Annotated in this window: 8 protein-coding genes and 1 pseudogene; 1 reads left to right on the top strand and 8 read right to left on the bottom strand. The window is 40.1% G+C overall.

The window, feature by feature from the left end; all coding sequences use genetic code 11:
* Positions 1–61: 61 nt before the first annotated feature.
* From RMY31_RS03065 to RMY31_RS03040, 6 genes and pseudogenes are all read right to left on the bottom strand, one after another.
* Positions 62–844, bottom strand: a complete 783-nt coding sequence (locus tag RMY31_RS03065) for a hypothetical protein (protein WP_322665767.1) — start codon at positions 842–844, stop codon at positions 62–64.
* Positions 845–1490: 646 nt separating this feature from the next.
* Positions 1491–2258, bottom strand: a pseudogene (locus RMY31_RS03060) (transposase); the annotation flags it as partial.
* A 76-nt stretch (positions 2259–2334) separates the two neighbouring features.
* Positions 2335–3687 carry a cytochrome P450 gene (locus tag RMY31_RS03055; protein ID WP_322665768.1) on the bottom strand — a complete coding sequence of 451 codons (1353 nt, stop codon included), beginning with the start codon at positions 3685–3687 and terminating at the stop codon, positions 2335–2337.
* A gap of 62 nt (positions 3688–3749) precedes the next feature.
* Positions 3750–5126, bottom strand: coding sequence for a cytochrome P450 (locus RMY31_RS03050; RefSeq protein ID WP_322665770.1), 1377 nt, complete (start codon positions 5124–5126; stop codon positions 3750–3752).
* Positions 5127–5154: 28 nt separating this feature from the next.
* Positions 5155–9243, bottom strand: coding sequence for an amino acid adenylation domain-containing protein (locus RMY31_RS03045; RefSeq protein WP_322665772.1), 4089 nt, complete (start codon positions 9241–9243; stop codon positions 5155–5157).
* Between the two features lie 199 nt (positions 9244–9442).
* The gene (locus RMY31_RS03040) at positions 9443–12556 is read right to left on the bottom strand and encodes a beta-ketoacyl synthase N-terminal-like domain-containing protein (RefSeq protein ID WP_409877200.1); all 3114 of its coding nucleotides are present in this window, start codon (positions 12554–12556) and stop codon (positions 9443–9445) included.
* Here RMY31_RS03040 and RMY31_RS03035 point away from each other — a divergent pair.
* Complete coding sequence (locus RMY31_RS03035; protein ID WP_409877198.1) at positions 12542–12757, top strand: hypothetical protein; 216 nt, start codon at positions 12542–12544, stop codon at positions 12755–12757. The genes RMY31_RS03040 and RMY31_RS03035 overlap by 15 nt on opposite strands.
* On the opposite strand, the gene panP is transcribed toward RMY31_RS03035, so the two are convergent.
* Both panP and RMY31_RS03025 read right to left on the bottom strand, forming a co-directional pair.
* A complete protein-coding gene (panP, locus tag RMY31_RS03030; protein ID WP_322665774.1) occupies positions 12721–14427 on the bottom strand; it encodes a pyridoxal-dependent aspartate 1-decarboxylase PanP in 1707 nt (568 codons plus the stop codon). The genes RMY31_RS03035 and panP overlap by 37 nt on opposite strands.
* Positions 14428–14532: 105 nt before the next feature.
* Positions 14533–17203: non-ribosomal peptide synthetase (locus tag RMY31_RS03025; protein ID WP_409877195.1), on the bottom strand; the 2671-nt coding region annotated here is incomplete at its 5' end.

Here is a 17203-nt window from a genome sequence, read left to right as displayed (position 1 = left end):
GCATCTGAGGTTTTATCTACCTGGATATCGATGGTACGTTCTCGCTTGGAAATTTCTTGTTCTATCTGGTAGTCGTATCGTTCTCGGATGCGCTCGGCAATTGCATTGATTTGATAGGAGTATGGGGTAATAATTTCATCTGATATTTCTCCAACAAACTTTTCATCGGAGACGGCTTTCCCTCAATTCGTTCCATAATCCTCCTTTCCATTTGCAATAAGAAATCTTCACCCTCGTCTGGTTGTTGGGCTAATTTAGCGATCGCTTTTTGAGCGTACACTTGTTTAACAAGTCCAGGAGGGATTTTTTCAACGAACTTATCTGTAACTCTTTCAACCAAGCCCGTTAACTCCTGTTCCGATTCTGTAGTCATGTCTTCAATCTCAATCGAAACATCCGATATCTCCTGACTAATTGAGTGACAAGCTACAATAAATAGCTCAACTTCCCCTGGAGTATATTCGTCTTTTTCCCCTAGTTCACAGAAAGCCAAAATTTTTAAAGCTTCAGTCAACTTCAGTTTAAAACCCTGTTTACGAGCAAAGCTTAATAATCCAGCTATATCCAATGGTTTAGTCGGTTTGGAGTGATTTTTTCTCTCATTCTTCACCATATCAGTTGAAGAATTATCATCCAACCTTTGTTGAAAAAGTGTTGTAGCCTGCTGGTAATCAGAGGCTTGTCCATCTTTGAACAATTGACGAACAATATCAAATCGAGTCTCAATATCTGTATCAGAGTATTCCTGTGTGTCATGAGCAAGTCCACAGGCTGTCAATGTTGCTAAGACATCCTCTGGTGAGAGGGAGTACATATTCTGTAAAGCTTCTTTGGTGTAAGGCATACTTCATTATTTGATAAAGGTTTCAAACTTCGCCCCTTAGTGGCGAAATAATCCTTGTCTCACCCTTGTTGGTAGAAACCACACACAATTGTGAGTGGCTGTATTTAATTGCGAAAAGCAGCGAATTGCGCTCATGCGCAAATTGATTTTATCTTCTTCTAACCGAACATTGTTTCAACGGTACTGTCATATTGATAAGGCAAAATATCTACTTCTTGTTTAGCGCTTTCTGGTTCAATCAAACCCTCACTAGCCACAGCCATATTAGATACAGGCACGTTAGATTAGTTCCCGGTGCGAAACTAACGAGATAATAAAGAACAAGTATTATTAAAGCTCAAAAAAGAAAGATAACATCAAGAGTGATATTGGCAGCGAAATAAATTATACGATGGATTCAAATATTTGGGAAAAATTAAGATTAATGAAGCGATTTTTAGCTGGTTTAAAATATTAATTTAGTTAACATTTGTCGCCGGGTAAACTAAACCTCGACTGATAATGGTCAAATTATGAGTGATGATTCCCCAGCCCACCCAACGTTTAAATCCTGTATCTCCTCTATACAAACAACGTTGGAAACCAAAGCATCGTTATATGCTTGTTTCCTTTTGTGCTTACCAGATTCATTTCTTGTTTTTGATCAACCATCAATCTGTCTAGATATTCTTCTCGCTGTCCGATAACGATTGCGAAAAATCCTCAAGTTAACAGTTTTTAAATTCACTAAAATAATTGACCAGGGCAAACGCATCTAAAGTATAAGAATCATTTAATAGCAAGGGTTTTGGCGTTTTTAAAGTTAGCCTATTTTTTCGTCAATATCCTTATCCTGCAAGGGTTTTAGAAATACCGTGCGTTCGCCCTGAATAATTGACTTGGCTTGAGCTAAAATGCGGCTAATAACCTGAACTCCATCACATAACAAACTGTTATCCGAAGGAAAGTGGATATTAGTTGCCACGACTGTACCATCCGTCCTAATCTTTCTCCCTTTAGTTATTTTTAATTCTGTGGCAATTTGAGTCAATCTTTGATTAATCTTCTCCAAAGTTTTTTCACTCAAAGTATTTGCCCAACGAATGAGTGTGCTTTTATTTGGCAGAGGATTAAAATATACTCGACAAAACTGCCTTAAAATTAAACTTTCTTTGACATTTTTAATTGTGTTTTCGTAACTGAGGCTGCGTAAGTGTTTTAGAGCTAACATTCGGAATATCACTTCTACTGGGGTTGATTTTCTTCCTGTCAAGCTGGAGAGTGGATAACGTTTTGAAAAGTCTACTGACATTAGCTCCAGGAGCTTTTCATCGCACAGCAGATGGTCAATCACAGTCATTTGCTCATCCATTTCACCAAAAAGGAGCAAGATAATGTTGAACTCCCGGTCAATGTGATATTTTTTCCGTAACACTTAAAATCTGCCTTGCGATTGAGTACATTTTTTCCTATCTCAATCACTGTAAGGCTTTTGGGTTTCGCACCGCGAACTAGACTAGTCCTTGATGTTGAATGGTCTCTAGTCTCATCATCTTCAAACCACTAGCGGGAGGAAAATTAGCACCTCGCGCCTGAGGCCGCTCTGGTTGTTTCTTGCTAAGTGCTAACTGATATCGTGAAAGGATAGTTGTCAATACTAGTTTCATTTCAAATAGAGCTAAAGCTTCGCCAGGGCAACGACGAGCACCACCGCCAAAGGGTAGAAATTCATAGGGAGAGTATTGTCGTTTCAAAAAACGCTCTGGTAAAAATTGCTGTGGTTGCGGATATAAATCTTTATGCTGATGCGTTAAATAAATACAGCCAATGATGATTGTTCCTGGACTTAACTCATAGCCCATCACCTCTATCGGTGATTCTACCATCCTGGGAAAGGTTACCACTTGAGTTGGATAAATCCGCAAAACTTCATTACAAACAGCATTGAGGTAAGGGAGTTCGACAATCCTCATTGGATCTGTTGAGCCACCAAGGCTGGCGATTTCTTCTAGCAATTGATCGCGAACTGCTGGGAGACGATGAATCCAATACAATGACCAAGTAATTGCAGTAGCTGAAGCATCTCTACCACCAAATAATAATGAAGGAAACAAATCTCGTATTTCTTCATTTGTCATCAACTCGCCTGTTTCATTACGGGCAAATATTAACTCGGAGAGAACATCGATACCAGACGAATTTAGTTGTTGGCGGCGATCGCTAATTTCGGCGTAAAGCAGCCGATCAAATTCTTGCCAGAGGTAAAGAAAGTAACCCCACGGACTCCATCTACCCAAATCTCGTTGTAAAAACGGAAAAGATAAAGATATGCCAACAAAACTAGACCTGGCATAATTCATTAAAGTAGAAAGTACTTGTCTGAGTTTTTCGTAACGCTCTCCCTCGCGTAAGCCAAATAAAGTGTCTAAAATTACCTCTAGAGTAATCTTTTGCATAGTTGGGTAAGCTAAGAAAGTGCCAACTGGCAACTGCTCCATAACTTTTTCTGTTAGCTCACAAATTCGCTCTCCGTAGGTTCGTATCCGAGTACCGTGAAAAGCAGGCATCAGTAGTTTGCGTCGATGTCTGTGGCGTAAACCATCCAACAGAAGTAATCCGTTGTTTCCCACCAATGGAGCCACATCTTGGTTTAATTCTCCAGAGGCTATAATCTCCGTTGTACTGGTAAAAATCTGCTTCATTCCCTGCGGACTGCTAACATACACTATCGGTATAGAATCCGACATAATTGTAAAAATGTCGCCATAGCGTTTGTGAAAATTATCCATACAACCAAGGGGATCGGTCGCAAATTGCATTCTCAGCAACCAGCCAGGAATCTTTGGGCTTCGGGGTAGTTTCATCGTATTTATATTGAGTAATTATTTATACTAATTTTGGATTCGAGAGCCGCTGTATGATTTTCCTAAACAGAGCCAGAAACAAAATGTTGCGGTTGGCTTTGGTGTTGATTTATTTCACGCATCACCATCTTGACGCTACTGGCTGGGTAGCACATTAAACCGTCAAAATTTGCTTGCTCTGGTCGTCTGTTGACTAGCGCTAACTGATAGCGTGAAAGAATAGTTGCCAATATTAACTTCATTTCAAATACAGCCAACGCCGCCCCGATACAGCTGCGAGTGCCACCACCAAAGGGCATAAATTCATAGGGAGAGTATTGCCGCCCCAGAAAACGCTCTGGTTTAAATTGCTGTGGTTGTGCGTATAAATCTTTATTTTGGTGGAGTAGATAAATACAGCCCATGAGTATTGTCCCCGGACTCAACTCATAGCCCATTACCTCAGCTGATGATTCTACTCTGCGAGGAAATGCGAATAATTGAGTTGGATAAATCCGCAAAGCTTCATTACAAACAGCATTGAGGTAGGGGAGTTGAACTATGTTCGTTGGGTTGGGGAACTCACCAAGGCTGTCAAGTTCTCTCAGCAATTGTTCGCGGACTTCTGGTAAACTATGAGTCCAGTACAACAACCAAGCGATCGCCACAGCTGAAGCATCCTGAGCAGCTAACAGTGGCGAAAGCAACAAGTCGCGCACTTCTTCATCTGTCATCATTTCACCTGTTTCATCGCGGGCAAATATGAGTTCGGATAGAATATCAGTGCGAGAAGAGTCTGCTCGTTCGCGGCGTTCTTTAACTTCGGCGTAGAGCAGTTGATAAATTTCCTGTTTTAGCTGGAGAAGGTATCCCCACGGACTCCACGAGCCTAAGTCTCGTAATAGAAACGGAAGAGCAAAGCCAATTTGCATCATTGGCGATCGCATATGCTGAAATATGGCAGGAAGTAATTGTTTGAGTCGTTCGTAACGCTCTCCCTCGCGTAAACCCAACACTACTTCTATGCTTATCTGTAATGTAATAGCTTCGATAGTCGGGTAAGCTAAGAAGGGTTGACCAATAGCAAGCTGATTCATGACTTTCTCAGTCATCTCACAAATCTGCTGTCCGTATGCTTGCATCCTAGCACCGTGAAAAGCTGGCATGATTAGCTTGCGTCGATGTTTGTGGCGCGCCCCCTCAAGTTGAAGTAATCCTTGCTTCCCAGTAATCAGAGCCATATCTTGGTTCAATTCGCCAGGAGATGTAATATCTTTTGTATTGCTAAAAATCTGCTTAATTCCCTGTGGGTTGCCAACGAAGACTATAGGTGTAGAACCAAATAGTATGGTAAAAATGTCCCCATAGTTTTTAGCTATTTTATCAAGATAATTAAGAGGATCTTTTGTGATTTTATAGTCAGACCAGAGAGGAATTTTCTTGAGTTCGGGTATTTTCATTATTTGTATTAACCTAATTAATATCTATTCACATCAAAACTTTTTGAGCATGAGCAAGACAAATCTTTAACTGATTTGCTAGCTTTTGGACATGGGGATCGACGAACATAGAAAAATGATTGCCTGGAACCTCAATTATTTTGATGGGTTGGATAGAACATTTACCCCAACCTAATAGTGGGTCATCAGTAGAGAATTCTGAACTTTCAAAATCGTGAGTAATTATTTCGCTAGCTCTAAATAAAGTAATTTCATGAGGATAGACTTGTGGAACATAGTTTCGCATAGCTTGAATGTGAGCTTTAAAAAGTTTAAAACCACGCAAGTATTGTTCCATTTCCGTATCGCTAAATTCGAGATCTGCTTTCTTAAATAACAGATGAAATTGCTCATCTACTGGCAACTTTCTCAATTCTTCGTAAGAAACAGAGAAATCAACATTAAACCAGCTTTTGACAGACTCAGCAAGACGAAGTAAGAATTTAGCGTCATCATCTTCTGTCGGTTGAATAACTATTTCTGGTAATATAGCGTCAATGACTACAAGTAAATCAACAGTTTCACCTTGCTTTTGTAGTTGTTGTGCCATTTCAAAAGCAATTACACCACCGTAACACCAACCACCTAAAAGATAGGGGCCTTCTGGCTGAATAGTACGAATTTCTTTGAGGTAGTTAGTTGCTGTAGCTTCTACTGAAATAACTGCAAAATCCAGTTGTTCGGGAGTCTGTTCTAAAGCATAAAATGGTTGTTCTTTACCTAGTTTTTTTGCCAAGATGGGGTAATTATTGACATCGCCCCCGGCTGCATGGACGCAGAAGAAAGGACGCAAAGAACCAGAAGACTGAATTGCTACCAAAGGGGAACCCGAACCAAAACTAACTGGCTGACTGACAATCTTTGCTAGCTTTTCAATTGTTGTATTTTCAAAAAGAGTAGATAGGGGTAGGTTGTGTCCAAAATGCTCATAAATTTTAGCCATTAAGCGCACAGCTAGAAAAGAATGACCGCCTAATTCAAAAAAGTTATCAGTTACTCCTATGGGACTAATATTGAGGAGATTTGCCCAAATTTTCTCCAAGGCTAATTCTGTGAAATTCCGAGGAGCAATGAAGGATTTATTAGAATTGGGACGAAGTATATCATCAGTTGGTAGTGAGTTTTTGTCTACTTTTCCATTGGGTGTCAGCGGTATTGCATCTACTACCACAAAAGCAGATGGAATCATGAAACTCGGCAATTTTTGTTGCAAGTGTTGCAGTATTTGTGGAATTAAATTTTCTTGATTGGTGACTATATAAGCAACCAAATATTGTTCGCCTTGAGCATCATTACGAGAGATAACAACAGCATCTTGTACAGATGGATGTTGAGTAATTGCTGATGTAATTTCTGCCAACTCTACTCGAAAACCGCGAATTTTAATTTGGTCATCGTAGCGACCTAAATATTCTAACTGACCATTATTGAGATAGCGCACTAAGTCGCCAGTTTTGTAAAGCTTAGTTCCTGGAACAAAAGGGTTATCAATAAATCGTTCGCCAGTTAGTTCCAAACGATGCAAATAACCCTTTGCTAATCCATCTCCACCAATATATAATTCTCCAACTATGCCAATGGGAACAAGTTGCAAATGACGGTCTAAGACATAAACTTGTGTATTGTCTATGGGATAACCAATGGGAACGGTTGTTGATTGTTCGGTTAATAAATTTGTATCGTAAAAAGTTACGTTAGCAGAAACTTCAGAGGAACCGTAAAGGTTAATTAGTTTTGCATTTGGTAGCAACTTTTGAAAATTTTGTGCTAAATCAACAGTAAGGGTTTCTCCACTGGAAATCCAAAGTCGGAGATGAGATAAATTTTGGGTGAGATGGCTGTAAGAATCTAAGAGTATCCGCAGCAACGAGGGAACAAGTACTAAGCGCGAAACTTTGTGACTATCGAGAGTTTCTAAGAAAAGTTGGGGATCTTTAGCGATCGCATCAGGAATAATAACAGTAGGAATCCCCTGTAATAAGGGGGCAAAAATTTCCCATACTGAGTCTACAAAACTAATAGCTGTTTTTTGACAACAAATTTCGTCAGTCCCAAAAGGATAGGTTTTCCACAACCAATGTAAGCCATTAACTGTACCTTGATGCGTACCGAGAACACCTTTAGGAGTTCCGGTGGAACCAGAGGTGTAAATTACATAAGCAGTATCGTTCCCACAAGGTTTGCTGGCGGGATTTTCTTGACTCTCTTTTTGAAGAGTATCCCACTCCGTATCAAGAGCGATCGCTGTTATTTTTTCTAAGCGATTAATTAATAATGTATTACTAATTACCAATGAAACTTGGGAATCAGCAAGCATAAACTGAAGACGCTCAACCGGATAATTAGGATCGAGAGGTAGGTAAGCACCGCCAGCTTTGAAAATAGCTAGAATTGCCACTACCATATCAATCGAGCGTTCTAAACAAATACCAACAACAGTTTCACTGGTAATTCCTAAATTTATTAAATAATGGGCAAGCTGATTTACCTTTTGATTAAGTTGTTGGTAAGTTAGTTTTTCTGACTCACTAATTAATGCCAAAGCATTGGGCGATCGCTCGACTTGCTGCTCAAATAATTGGTGCAAAGATGAATCACTAGGATAATCTGTACGGGTATTATTCCACTCTACTAGTAATTGTTTTTGCTCTTGAGCGGTTAGTAGTGGTAATTCAGAAATACTATGATTGGGATTATTAACAATGCTTTCTAGTAAAATCTGGAAATTGTCAATAAATCTTTTAATGGTTAATGAATCAAATAAATCTGTATTGTATTCCCAAAATCCAGTTAATTCCTGCTGAAATTCAGAAATTGACACAGAAATGTCAAACTCAGATGTGCCACCATCAATTTCTAAAGCACGCAAGTTTAAACCGGAAACTTCTTTAACAGGTGTTGGTGCATTTTGTAGAATAAACATTACCTGAAACAAAGGATTACGGCTTAAGTCGCGTTCGGGTTGTAATGCTTCTACTAACTTCTCGAAGGGTAAATCTTGATGTGCATAAGCATTAAGAGTTACTTCTCGTACCCGACTTAAAAGTTCTCGGAAGCTGGGATTACCACTAAGATTATTACGCAGTACCAAATTATTGACGAACAAACCAATTAACCCTTCTAATTCAGCTCGATTGCGATTGGCAATTGAAGAACCTACTAGGATATCTTCTTGGTCTGTGTAGCGGTAAAGTAATGTATTAAAAGCTGCCAGCAGAGTCATAAATAAGGTGCATCCTTCTTGCTGGCTGAACTCATTAAGTGCTTGAGTCAATTGTTTGGAGAACGTAAAATATTGTTTTGCACCTTTAAAAGTAGCAACAGCAGGACGCGGACGATCCACAGGCAACTGTAGTACTGGTAGCTTACCTCCTAATTGTTGTTTCCAGTAATTAAGTTGGGTTTCGAGTAGTTTTCCTTGCAGGCGATCGCGCTGCCAAATAGCAAAGTCTGCGTACTGGATAGGAAGTTCGGGTAAAGTGGAAGGTTTACCTGTACAGAAAGCAGCGTACAACTTTGCCAACTCTTGTGCAAATACACCCATAGACCATCCATCTGTCACGATGTGATGTATAGTCAAAAGCAAAACATGTTCTTCTTTGCTCAAGCGTAACAAAGTTACTCTTACTAACGAGTCTTTAGCTAAATCAAAGGGTTTTTTAGCTTCTTCATTCGCTATTTTTGTAACTTCTGCTTCCCAATTAGTTCCAAACAAATGTTCAATATTGACAACATTTAAATTGCCATTTCCTTGAGATGATATTACTTGTAATGGCTGTTCATCTACTGTTATAAAGTTTGTTCGCCAAGCTTCATGACGGCGAATAATTTCGTTGAGACTTTGCTGAAGTGCTGTGACATTTAAAAATCCTTTTAAATGTAAAGCGCTGGAAATATTGTAAAAAGAACTACCATGATAAAGTTGGTCAATAAACCATAGTCTTTGCTGAGAAAAAGACAAAGGTACAGGTTCTGAGTTTTGGCGTTGAGGAATAGTCTCAGCTTTAAATTTTCCTCCCTTCAATTTTTCTAAAAGAGCTTTTTTAGTAGGTGATAAATTAGAATATTGCTTGTCCATAATTTAAAATGTATTGGTAAGTAAATCAGGAATTAGAGACGCGATTAATAGAGTTTGTACAATAATCAATAGTCAGTAGTAAAACGGGCTTTATTGCATTTTTAAACTTTAATTCTCAATGAAAATCTGCCCAGTTAACTTTATAAAAACTCTGCGTACCTTTGCGCTAACCTCCGCACACCTTTGCGTTTAAAAACAATCAACTCTGAATAGTATTCAAAAAAGCTTCAGCTTCTTCTTCCGATAATTCGGCAATTTTTTCAATCATAAATTCTTCAATCATTTCTGCTTGCTTGGCGACAGTCAAAGCTTGCAGTAAAAGTTCGCGCAGTGGTAATTCCACAGGAAAATTTACTTGTAAACGAGAAGCCAATTGAGTAGCAATCAGAGAATCTCCTCCTAAGTCAAAGAAATTATCATAAATACCGACTTGCTCAATTCCCAGAACTTCTTGCCAAATTTGGGCAATTTGCTGTTCCAACTCATTAGTCGGAGCAATATAAGAATTACCGAGTTTTGGTCTGGAGTACTGTGAGTATAAGTCTTTTATCTCTGTTTCTTTAGAATCAAAAATTGGATTTATTTCATCTGTTAATAAAGATGGTGATTTAGCTTCAATCCAATAACGCTGACGTTCAAAAGGATAAGTAGGTAAAGGAACGCGGTAAGATTGCTCGTTGCTATAAAATTCTGACCAATCTATTTCTATGCCTGACAGCCAAAGATAACCTAATGTATTTAATAAAAAGGTAATATCTGATTGTTTCTCTTGAGGATGGCGTAAGGATGTGAGTACTAATTGATTTGTATTCGACGCTAAATGTTGTTTAGTTAATGTGCTTAAAGTCCGTCCCGGGCCAACTTCTAAAAAAATTCCTTCTGGCTGTTTCAATAACTCAGATATTCCAGCAGAAAATCTGACACAAGAACGTAAATGCTGACTCCAATAATCTGGATTTGTGGCTTCATCATTTTTAATCCAAGTGCCAGTAAGGTTAGAGATAAAAGGAATTTGAGGCGATTTTAAGCGAACTTTATTGACTCGCTCTTGGAACGATGCTAAGACAGGTTCCATCATCTGAGAATGAAAGGCATGAGATGTATGCAAAAAGCGGCAATCTATACCTTTAGAGCCTAAGTAGGTTTGTAACGCTTCTATAGCCTCTGTTCTTCCCGACACTACGCAGGTAGATGGACTGTTAATTGCAGCAACGGAGAGTTCCTTGCCCAAAAAGGGTTGTACATCTTTTTCAGGTAGTGGCACGGCAAGCATACTTCCAGGGGGCAGTAATTGCATCATTTCACCCCTGGCTGTGACTAAAGCTAAAGCATCTTCCAAAGAGAAAACGCCCGCTAAAGTTGCGGCTACATATTCACCAATGCTGTGACCGATCGCAGCAGTGGGACGCACTCCCCATTGCATCCATAACTTGGCGATCGCATATTCAATAACGAATAGTGCAGGTTGAGCGATCGCTGTTTGTTGCAGTTGCTCTGAGGCTGTTGCTATTAGTTGTTCGCTGGGATAAATTAGCTGACGTAAATCAAGTCCCAAGTGGACTTTGAGAATATCTGCACATAGATCAACCTGTTGGCGAAATATTGGCTCAACCTCGTAGAGTTCCCGCGCCATATTTACATATTGCGCGCCTTGTCCAGAAAACATAAAGATGACTGGACGGTTGCCAGGTTTTTGGTAGTAATTAAAAACTCGTTGCGGATCTAGGGTAATCAAAGCCTTTAACGCATCATCCACGTCATGGCAAACCACCATCCGGCGATGCTCAAAAGTTCGCCGCCCGATGTTGAGCGTATAAGCAACATCAGCCAAGTTAAGTTCGGGATGCTCTTTTAAATGATTTACAAAATTAGCTGTTACCTGCTCAAGAGCATTCTCAGTTTTAGCCGATAAACACAACAACTGATATCCTCTCCCCTGCACCCCTGCACCCTTGCTCCCTTGCTCTCTTAAAGATGGTGCTTCTTCCAGAATCACATGGGCGTTAGTTCCTCCTATACCAAAAGAACTAACTCCGGCGCGGCGAGGGACACCGTGAGTCTTCCATTCTGATAGCGTGGTATTGACGTAAAACGGACTGTTAGCAAAATCTATCTGGGGATTGGGGCGATCGAAGTTTAAGCTGGGGGGTATTTGTTTGTATTTCAGAGCTTGAACAGTTTTGATTAAGCCAGTCACACCTGCTGCTGTATTTAGGTGTCCAACATTAGTTTTTACAGAACCAATTGCACAGAAATTCTTTTGATCGGTGCTGGAAGCAAAAGCTTGTGTCAAAGCTGCAATTTCAATTGGATCTCCCAAAGAAGTGCCAGTACCATGAGTTTCGACATAAGAAATAGTTTCGGGATCGACACCAGCTAAAGCCATTGCTTCCGAAATCACTGCTGTTTGTCCATCTACACTTGGGGCTGTATAACCAACTTTTAAAGAGCCATCATTATTAATTGCCGAACCTTTAATAACTGCATGAATATAATCGCGATCGCTAATAGCATCCTCTAATCGCTTCAGTACTACTACACCCAAACCATTGCCGAAAACAGTTCCCCCAGCATTTGCATCAAAGGCTCGACAGTGCCCATCTGGTGAAACAATTCCACCTTGTTCGTAGTAATAACCAGTTATTTGTGGCACTGTAATTGAAACACCACCTGCCAAAGCAATATCACTTTCGCCATTCAGCAAACTTTGGCAAGCAAAATGAACAGCAACTAAGGATGTAGAACAAGTTGTTTGGACATTGACACTTGGCCCTCTCAAGTTTAATTTGTAAGAAATTTGAGTTGGTAAGTGGTCTTTATCATTGCCAATAAAAATTTTGAATGTTTCTGCTGGTTTCAATAAATCCCGATGGGCATAGAAATTAGAAAATATATTTGTCAGCAAGTAAGAACTGAGAGCGACACCCGCAAAAAGACCAATTTGACCGGGATAAGTTTCGGAGTTATATCCAGCATTTTCTAAAGCTTCCCAAACACATTCCATAAAAAGGCGATGTTGGGGATCTGTGATTTCTGCTTCTTGAGGAGTAAAACCAAAAAAAGCAGCATCAAATAACTCTATATCTTTCAATGCACCGCCAGCTTTAACATAGCTGGGGTCATTTAATACAGTAGGATTTATTCCTGCTGCGAGCAGTTCTTCATCGCTAAAAGAAGAAATTGACTCTATACCATTTTGCAGATTTTGCCAAAAACTATCAACATCCTTGGCACCAGGAAAACGGCAAGCCATGCCAATAATAGCTATTTCATCCTGTCCAGACGAGCTATTTAAATCATGCAAAATGTTCATAAAACTACACCTTATCAAATCTGGCAAATTTATTCCTGGTGTTTAGTAGAAGGTAGAAGAAGCAGAGGAGCGGGGGAGCAGGGGAGGCAGGGGAGCAAGGGGAGAAGAATTAATTCCCCAGTCGCCAGTCCCCAGTCGCCAGTCGCCAGTCCCCAATCCCCAGTTCAAGATATAGAAATTTCTGAAGCGATCTGTATTTGATCGTTCAAAACTGCATCAATATCATTTTCAGTTGTCAGTGGGTTAGCGAGGACTGCACGCAAAGCAATAATCGGAATTTCTTTACCCATGCAGTTGGTTGTTTTTGTTGTTCGGGAAATAAAAGTACGACCAGCTTGACGCTGTAATTTTTGCAGAGTTTGGTTGAATTCACTAATAAATAAATTATCAATTTCTGTCAACTTTTGTTGAGCAGCAACTTCTCTGAATTTCTCCGGAATATAGCGATATATAACTAAGTTAGTATCAGGTTCTGCTAGCAATTCAAACTCAGGCATTGCACAAATAAGATTAGCCAAATACTGAGTTTTTCTAATTCCTTCATCAATTAAAAATTCATATCCTTTAGTCCCTATTAGATTTAGTCCCGCATGTAAGAATAAAGCCATACCTGGTCGAGAACCTTCCAAAGCACGTTTGCCTAAATCGAATGACCCTTTACGCATGGTATAGCTAGCTTGTTTTTCAATTGCCTGTGCCGTATGCGGTTCGCGCATGAAAACCATACCAATACCCATTGGCAGATAAAGTTGTTTGTGTCCGTCAATGGTGACTGAATCAGCCAGTTCGATACCTGCAAGCTTATGGCGATGTTGTTTGGAAAAAACCAACGGCCCGCCCCAAGCAGCATCTACATGAAAATGAACATTAGCTTCATGTGCTATTTCTGCAATATCTAAGAGCGAATCTACCCCACCAGAATCTGTAGTGCCAGCAATACCAGCGATCGCAATAATACACAAGTTTTGCTCTTGACATTTTGCAACAGCCTGACGTAGCGCTCGCAAATTGACTTGATTATTACTGTCAGTCGGAACTTTAATCAAGCTACGAAGACCGATACCTAATAAGTCTGCGGCTTTATCAAAAGAATAATGCATCAATTCTGAGCCAATGATTACGGCTCCTTTGTAGCCGTAAAAATTGAGCGCCGCTGTTAAACCTTCCTTTTCTACACCAGAAAAACCATCCTTAGCTCCCAAAGCCGCATTGCGAGCGCACCAAAGCGCTGCAATATTTGCTGTAGTACCACCAGATACCAATATTCCCAGCGTACTTTGACTGTTTTGAATATGCTGCTCGTAAAAGCGATCGGAAAAATTGTAAATTTGACGATGCATCATCGCCAAAGCCTGACGTTCATAAAAGCTGAGAGCTTTAGCAGTCTCGATTTTAACGGCGTTTTGATTCATTGCCGTCATCAGCTTGGCAATAGGTCTAACAAAATAGGGGAGCGCCGAGGTCATGTGACCAATAAATCTGGGCGAAGATGTGTGTATTGAATGCTCGATAACATTATTACTTAAATATTCAATATATTTTTCAAAATCAGTTGGTTTTTCAGGTATTTCACTGTCATTAAACTGATTTTTTAATGAGTTTAAATCAATGTCAGTATTAGCATTATTTGCACTTAAAAAAGAATCGCATAAATTATCAACCAAATCATCTATATTTTTTTCTACAGATGTCGATTGACTAGGTGCATTAAATAATTGCATTATTTCTTGCTCAATCCCATAATGCAATATTTGCTCGCTCTCAACAAAGTAATTCGGCTTGGAAATTTCTTGTTGGCTTAATGTCATTTGATTTTCATCCAAAATATTTTTGCTTTCTTCTGTGGCTTTAAAGAATTTGATTTTACTCATTCATATCAAGTTCGGATAATCACTTATTATTAAAATCTCTCTGCGTCCCCGCGTCAGTCCTAATGATAAGTCTTCACTCGAACATGATATAACTAGAATTTTTTATTAAATACTCTCCCCTTTTGGTTTAGATGTTCTGTGCTTTTGTCTAACTTCTTTACGACGCTGTATTGATGCAGTTCTGGTTTCAAATTGGCGAACATTTTGTCCCAAAGATATTTGTGGGTTTACCTCTTGACTGAAAACTTTTGTTAAGTGACTAATAGTTGGATATCGAAACATTTCAACTAAAGAAAAATCTTGTTTAAATCTTTGTTGTAACTTGTGATGAACTTGAATCAATAGTAGTGAATGACCACCAAGTTCAAAGAAATTATCATGTATACCTATTTCTTGAAGATGAAGCACCTCACGCCAAATCTCAGCAATGGCTTGTTCTATCTCAGTTTGAGGAAGCTGTAATTTCTGGTCTAGTTCGGGACGCACACCCTCCAGCATGGGAAGTGCATGATAGTTTACTTTGCCATTAGGCAATAATGGCAAAGCTTCTAACATTATAAAAGCTGTTGGTATCATGTATTCGGGAAGCTTCTGTTTTAGCAGGCGATGCAACTCAATAATAGTTATTACCTGCTCTGCTTGAGGAACAACATAAGCCACTAACTGCTGTTGACTGTGTTCATCTGTTTTAGCCACGACTACAGTTTCCTGCACTCCTTGGTGTTGACTTAACACTGCTTCAATCTCTCCCAATTCAATGCGGAATCCACGCAGCTTAACTTGATGATCAACTCGCCCCAGGAACTCTAAGTTACCATCGGCTCGATAGCGTACTAAGTCTCCTGTTTTGTACAAACGCTCCTTTTTATTCTCCAGAATTGAAACAGTGCTGAGTGAGGAGTTAGAAGTTAAGAATTCTCTCCCTGCTTCCTCTCCTCCTTCTGCCTCCTGCCTTCTGCCTTCTACCTTCTCAAACGGACTTGAGATAAATCGCTGTGCTGTCAAATCAGGTTGATTGAGATAGCCTCTTGCCAATCCTGCACCGCTAACATAGATCTCGCCAGGTACGCCAACAGGAACAAGCTGTTGGTTTCGATCCATTACATAAACTTGCGTATTGTTAATAGGACGACCGATCGCAACACGCAAAGTCTCATCTTCAGTACCCATCTTATAGCAAGTAACGTCAGCAGACACTTCTGAAGAACCATAAAGATTTAAGAGGATACTGTTAGGCATAGTCTGCCGAAACTTCTGCGAAAGTTCTAAAGACAGAGCTTCTCCACTAGTTACCCAAAACTTCAATTGGGGTAGTCGCTTTTGCAAGTCGCTGTCAATCTCTAACAGTACGCGTAGCAATGAAGGAACGAGTACCAACCTTGTAACATGATTGTTAGCTAGTGTTTCCACAAACTTTTGTGGATTCTTGACAACATCATCGGCTACAATTACCGTCTTTACTCCTTGCAGTAGAGGCCCAAATATTTCCCAAACTGAGTCCACAAAGTTTAAAGATGTTTTCTGACAACAAACTTCATCCTGTGTAAACGGGTAAGTCTGCCACATCCAGTAAAAACGATTGACAGCGCCTCGATGCAGTCCGAGAACTCCTTTAGGTTTGCCAGTAGAACCAGAGGTGTAGATGACATAAGCGAGATTGTCGGCTGTTACATTACTAAAGGGATTCTCTAGGCTTTCTTGGGCAATGGTATCCCAGTCAGTATCTAGGCAAACTACTTGTGCTTGATGTTCGGGAAGTCTTTTGATTAACTGCTGCCGAGTTAATACCACTGAAACATCTGCATCAGATAACATAAAAGCTAACCGCTGCTGTGGATAAGCGGGGTCAAGCGGCAAATATGCAGCACCAGCCTTGAGAATTCCTAACAGCCCCACTATCATTTCAAGGGAAGGCTCCACACAGATGCCTATGGGCATTTCTGGCTTCACATCCAGCTTTTGCAAATAATGCGCCAGTTGATTCGCACGCTGATTTAACTGTGCGTAGGTCAACTTATGGCCTGCAAACACTACAGCTACAGCATCGGGTGTACGCTCCGCTTGGGCTTCAAACAGTTGATGAATGCACTGTTGTGGATACTCAGTTTGGGTCTGATTCCAGCGTGCAAACAGCACCTTCTCAGCCTCAGTTAACAGTGGTAACTCCCAAAGCTGCTGTTGGGGATTAGTAACTATTCCAGACAACAGTGTTTGCAAATGCCCTGCCATCCGCTCAATAGTAGCCACCTCAAACAAGTCAGTATTGTACTCAAAAGTCGCTTTTAATCCACAATTTACCTCTTCTACAAACAAAGTCAAATCAAACTTAGCCGTGTTACTGTCACTGACAACAACACTCAAGTTTAAACCTGGCAACTCAAACTCTGACATTGGTGCATTTTGCAGTACAAACATCACCTGAAATAGAGGTGTGTGGCTCAAAGAGCGTTGTGGCTGCAATTGTTCCACCAGCAACTCAAAGGGTAAATCTTGATGGGAATAGGCTCCTAAAGCGACCTCACGCACTTGAGTTAATAACTCCTCAAAAGTGAAATTGCTTTCGAGCTTGGTTCGCAGTACTAAAGTATTGACAAAAAAGCCAATTAACTCTTCTATCTGGGCATGGTTGCGGTTAGCAATTGGCGAACCGACAACAATATCTTCACTGCCACTGTAGCGATAAAGCAGGGTTTTAAAAGCTGCAAGCAAAGTCATGAACAAGGTACAGCCTTGTTGCTGACTGAAGTTTTGCAGTGCAGTTGTCAGTTGTGGAGAT

The sequence above is a fragment of the Dendronalium sp. ChiSLP03b genome (assembly GCF_034531165.2).
GTDB classification, from domain to species: domain Bacteria; phylum Cyanobacteriota; class Cyanobacteriia; order Cyanobacteriales; family Nostocaceae; genus Dendronalium; species Dendronalium minutum.
The sequence above is the reverse complement of the archived record's forward strand: the minus strand, read 5'-3'. Positions and strand labels throughout refer to the sequence as shown.

What these genes read in the sequence shown, in the direction of transcription:
- RMY31_RS03065 (WP_322665767.1), bottom strand. Translation starts at nt 844, where the DNA reads ATGCCTTACACCAAAGAAGCTTTACAGAATATGTACTCCCTCTCACCA.
- RMY31_RS03055 (WP_322665768.1), bottom strand. Translation starts at nt 3,687, where the DNA reads ATGAAACTACCCCGAAGCCCAAAGATTCCTGGCTGGTTGCTGAGAATG.
- RMY31_RS03050 (WP_322665770.1), bottom strand. Translation starts at nt 5,126, where the DNA reads ATGAAAATACCCGAACTCAAGAAAATTCCTCTCTGGTCTGACTATAAA.
- RMY31_RS03045 (WP_322665772.1), bottom strand. Translation starts at nt 9,243, where the DNA reads ATGGACAAGCAATATTCTAATTTATCACCTACTAAAAAAGCTCTTTTA.
- RMY31_RS03035 (WP_409877198.1), top strand. Translation starts at nt 12,542, where the DNA reads ATGCAAAATGTTCATAAAACTACACCTTATCAAATCTGGCAAATTTAT.
- RMY31_RS03040 (WP_409877200.1), bottom strand. Translation starts at nt 12,556, where the DNA reads ATGAACATTTTGCATGATTTAAATAGCTCGTCTGGACAGGATGAAATA.
- panP (WP_322665774.1), bottom strand. Translation starts at nt 14,427, where the DNA reads ATGAGTAAAATCAAATTCTTTAAAGCCACAGAAGAAAGCAAAAATATT.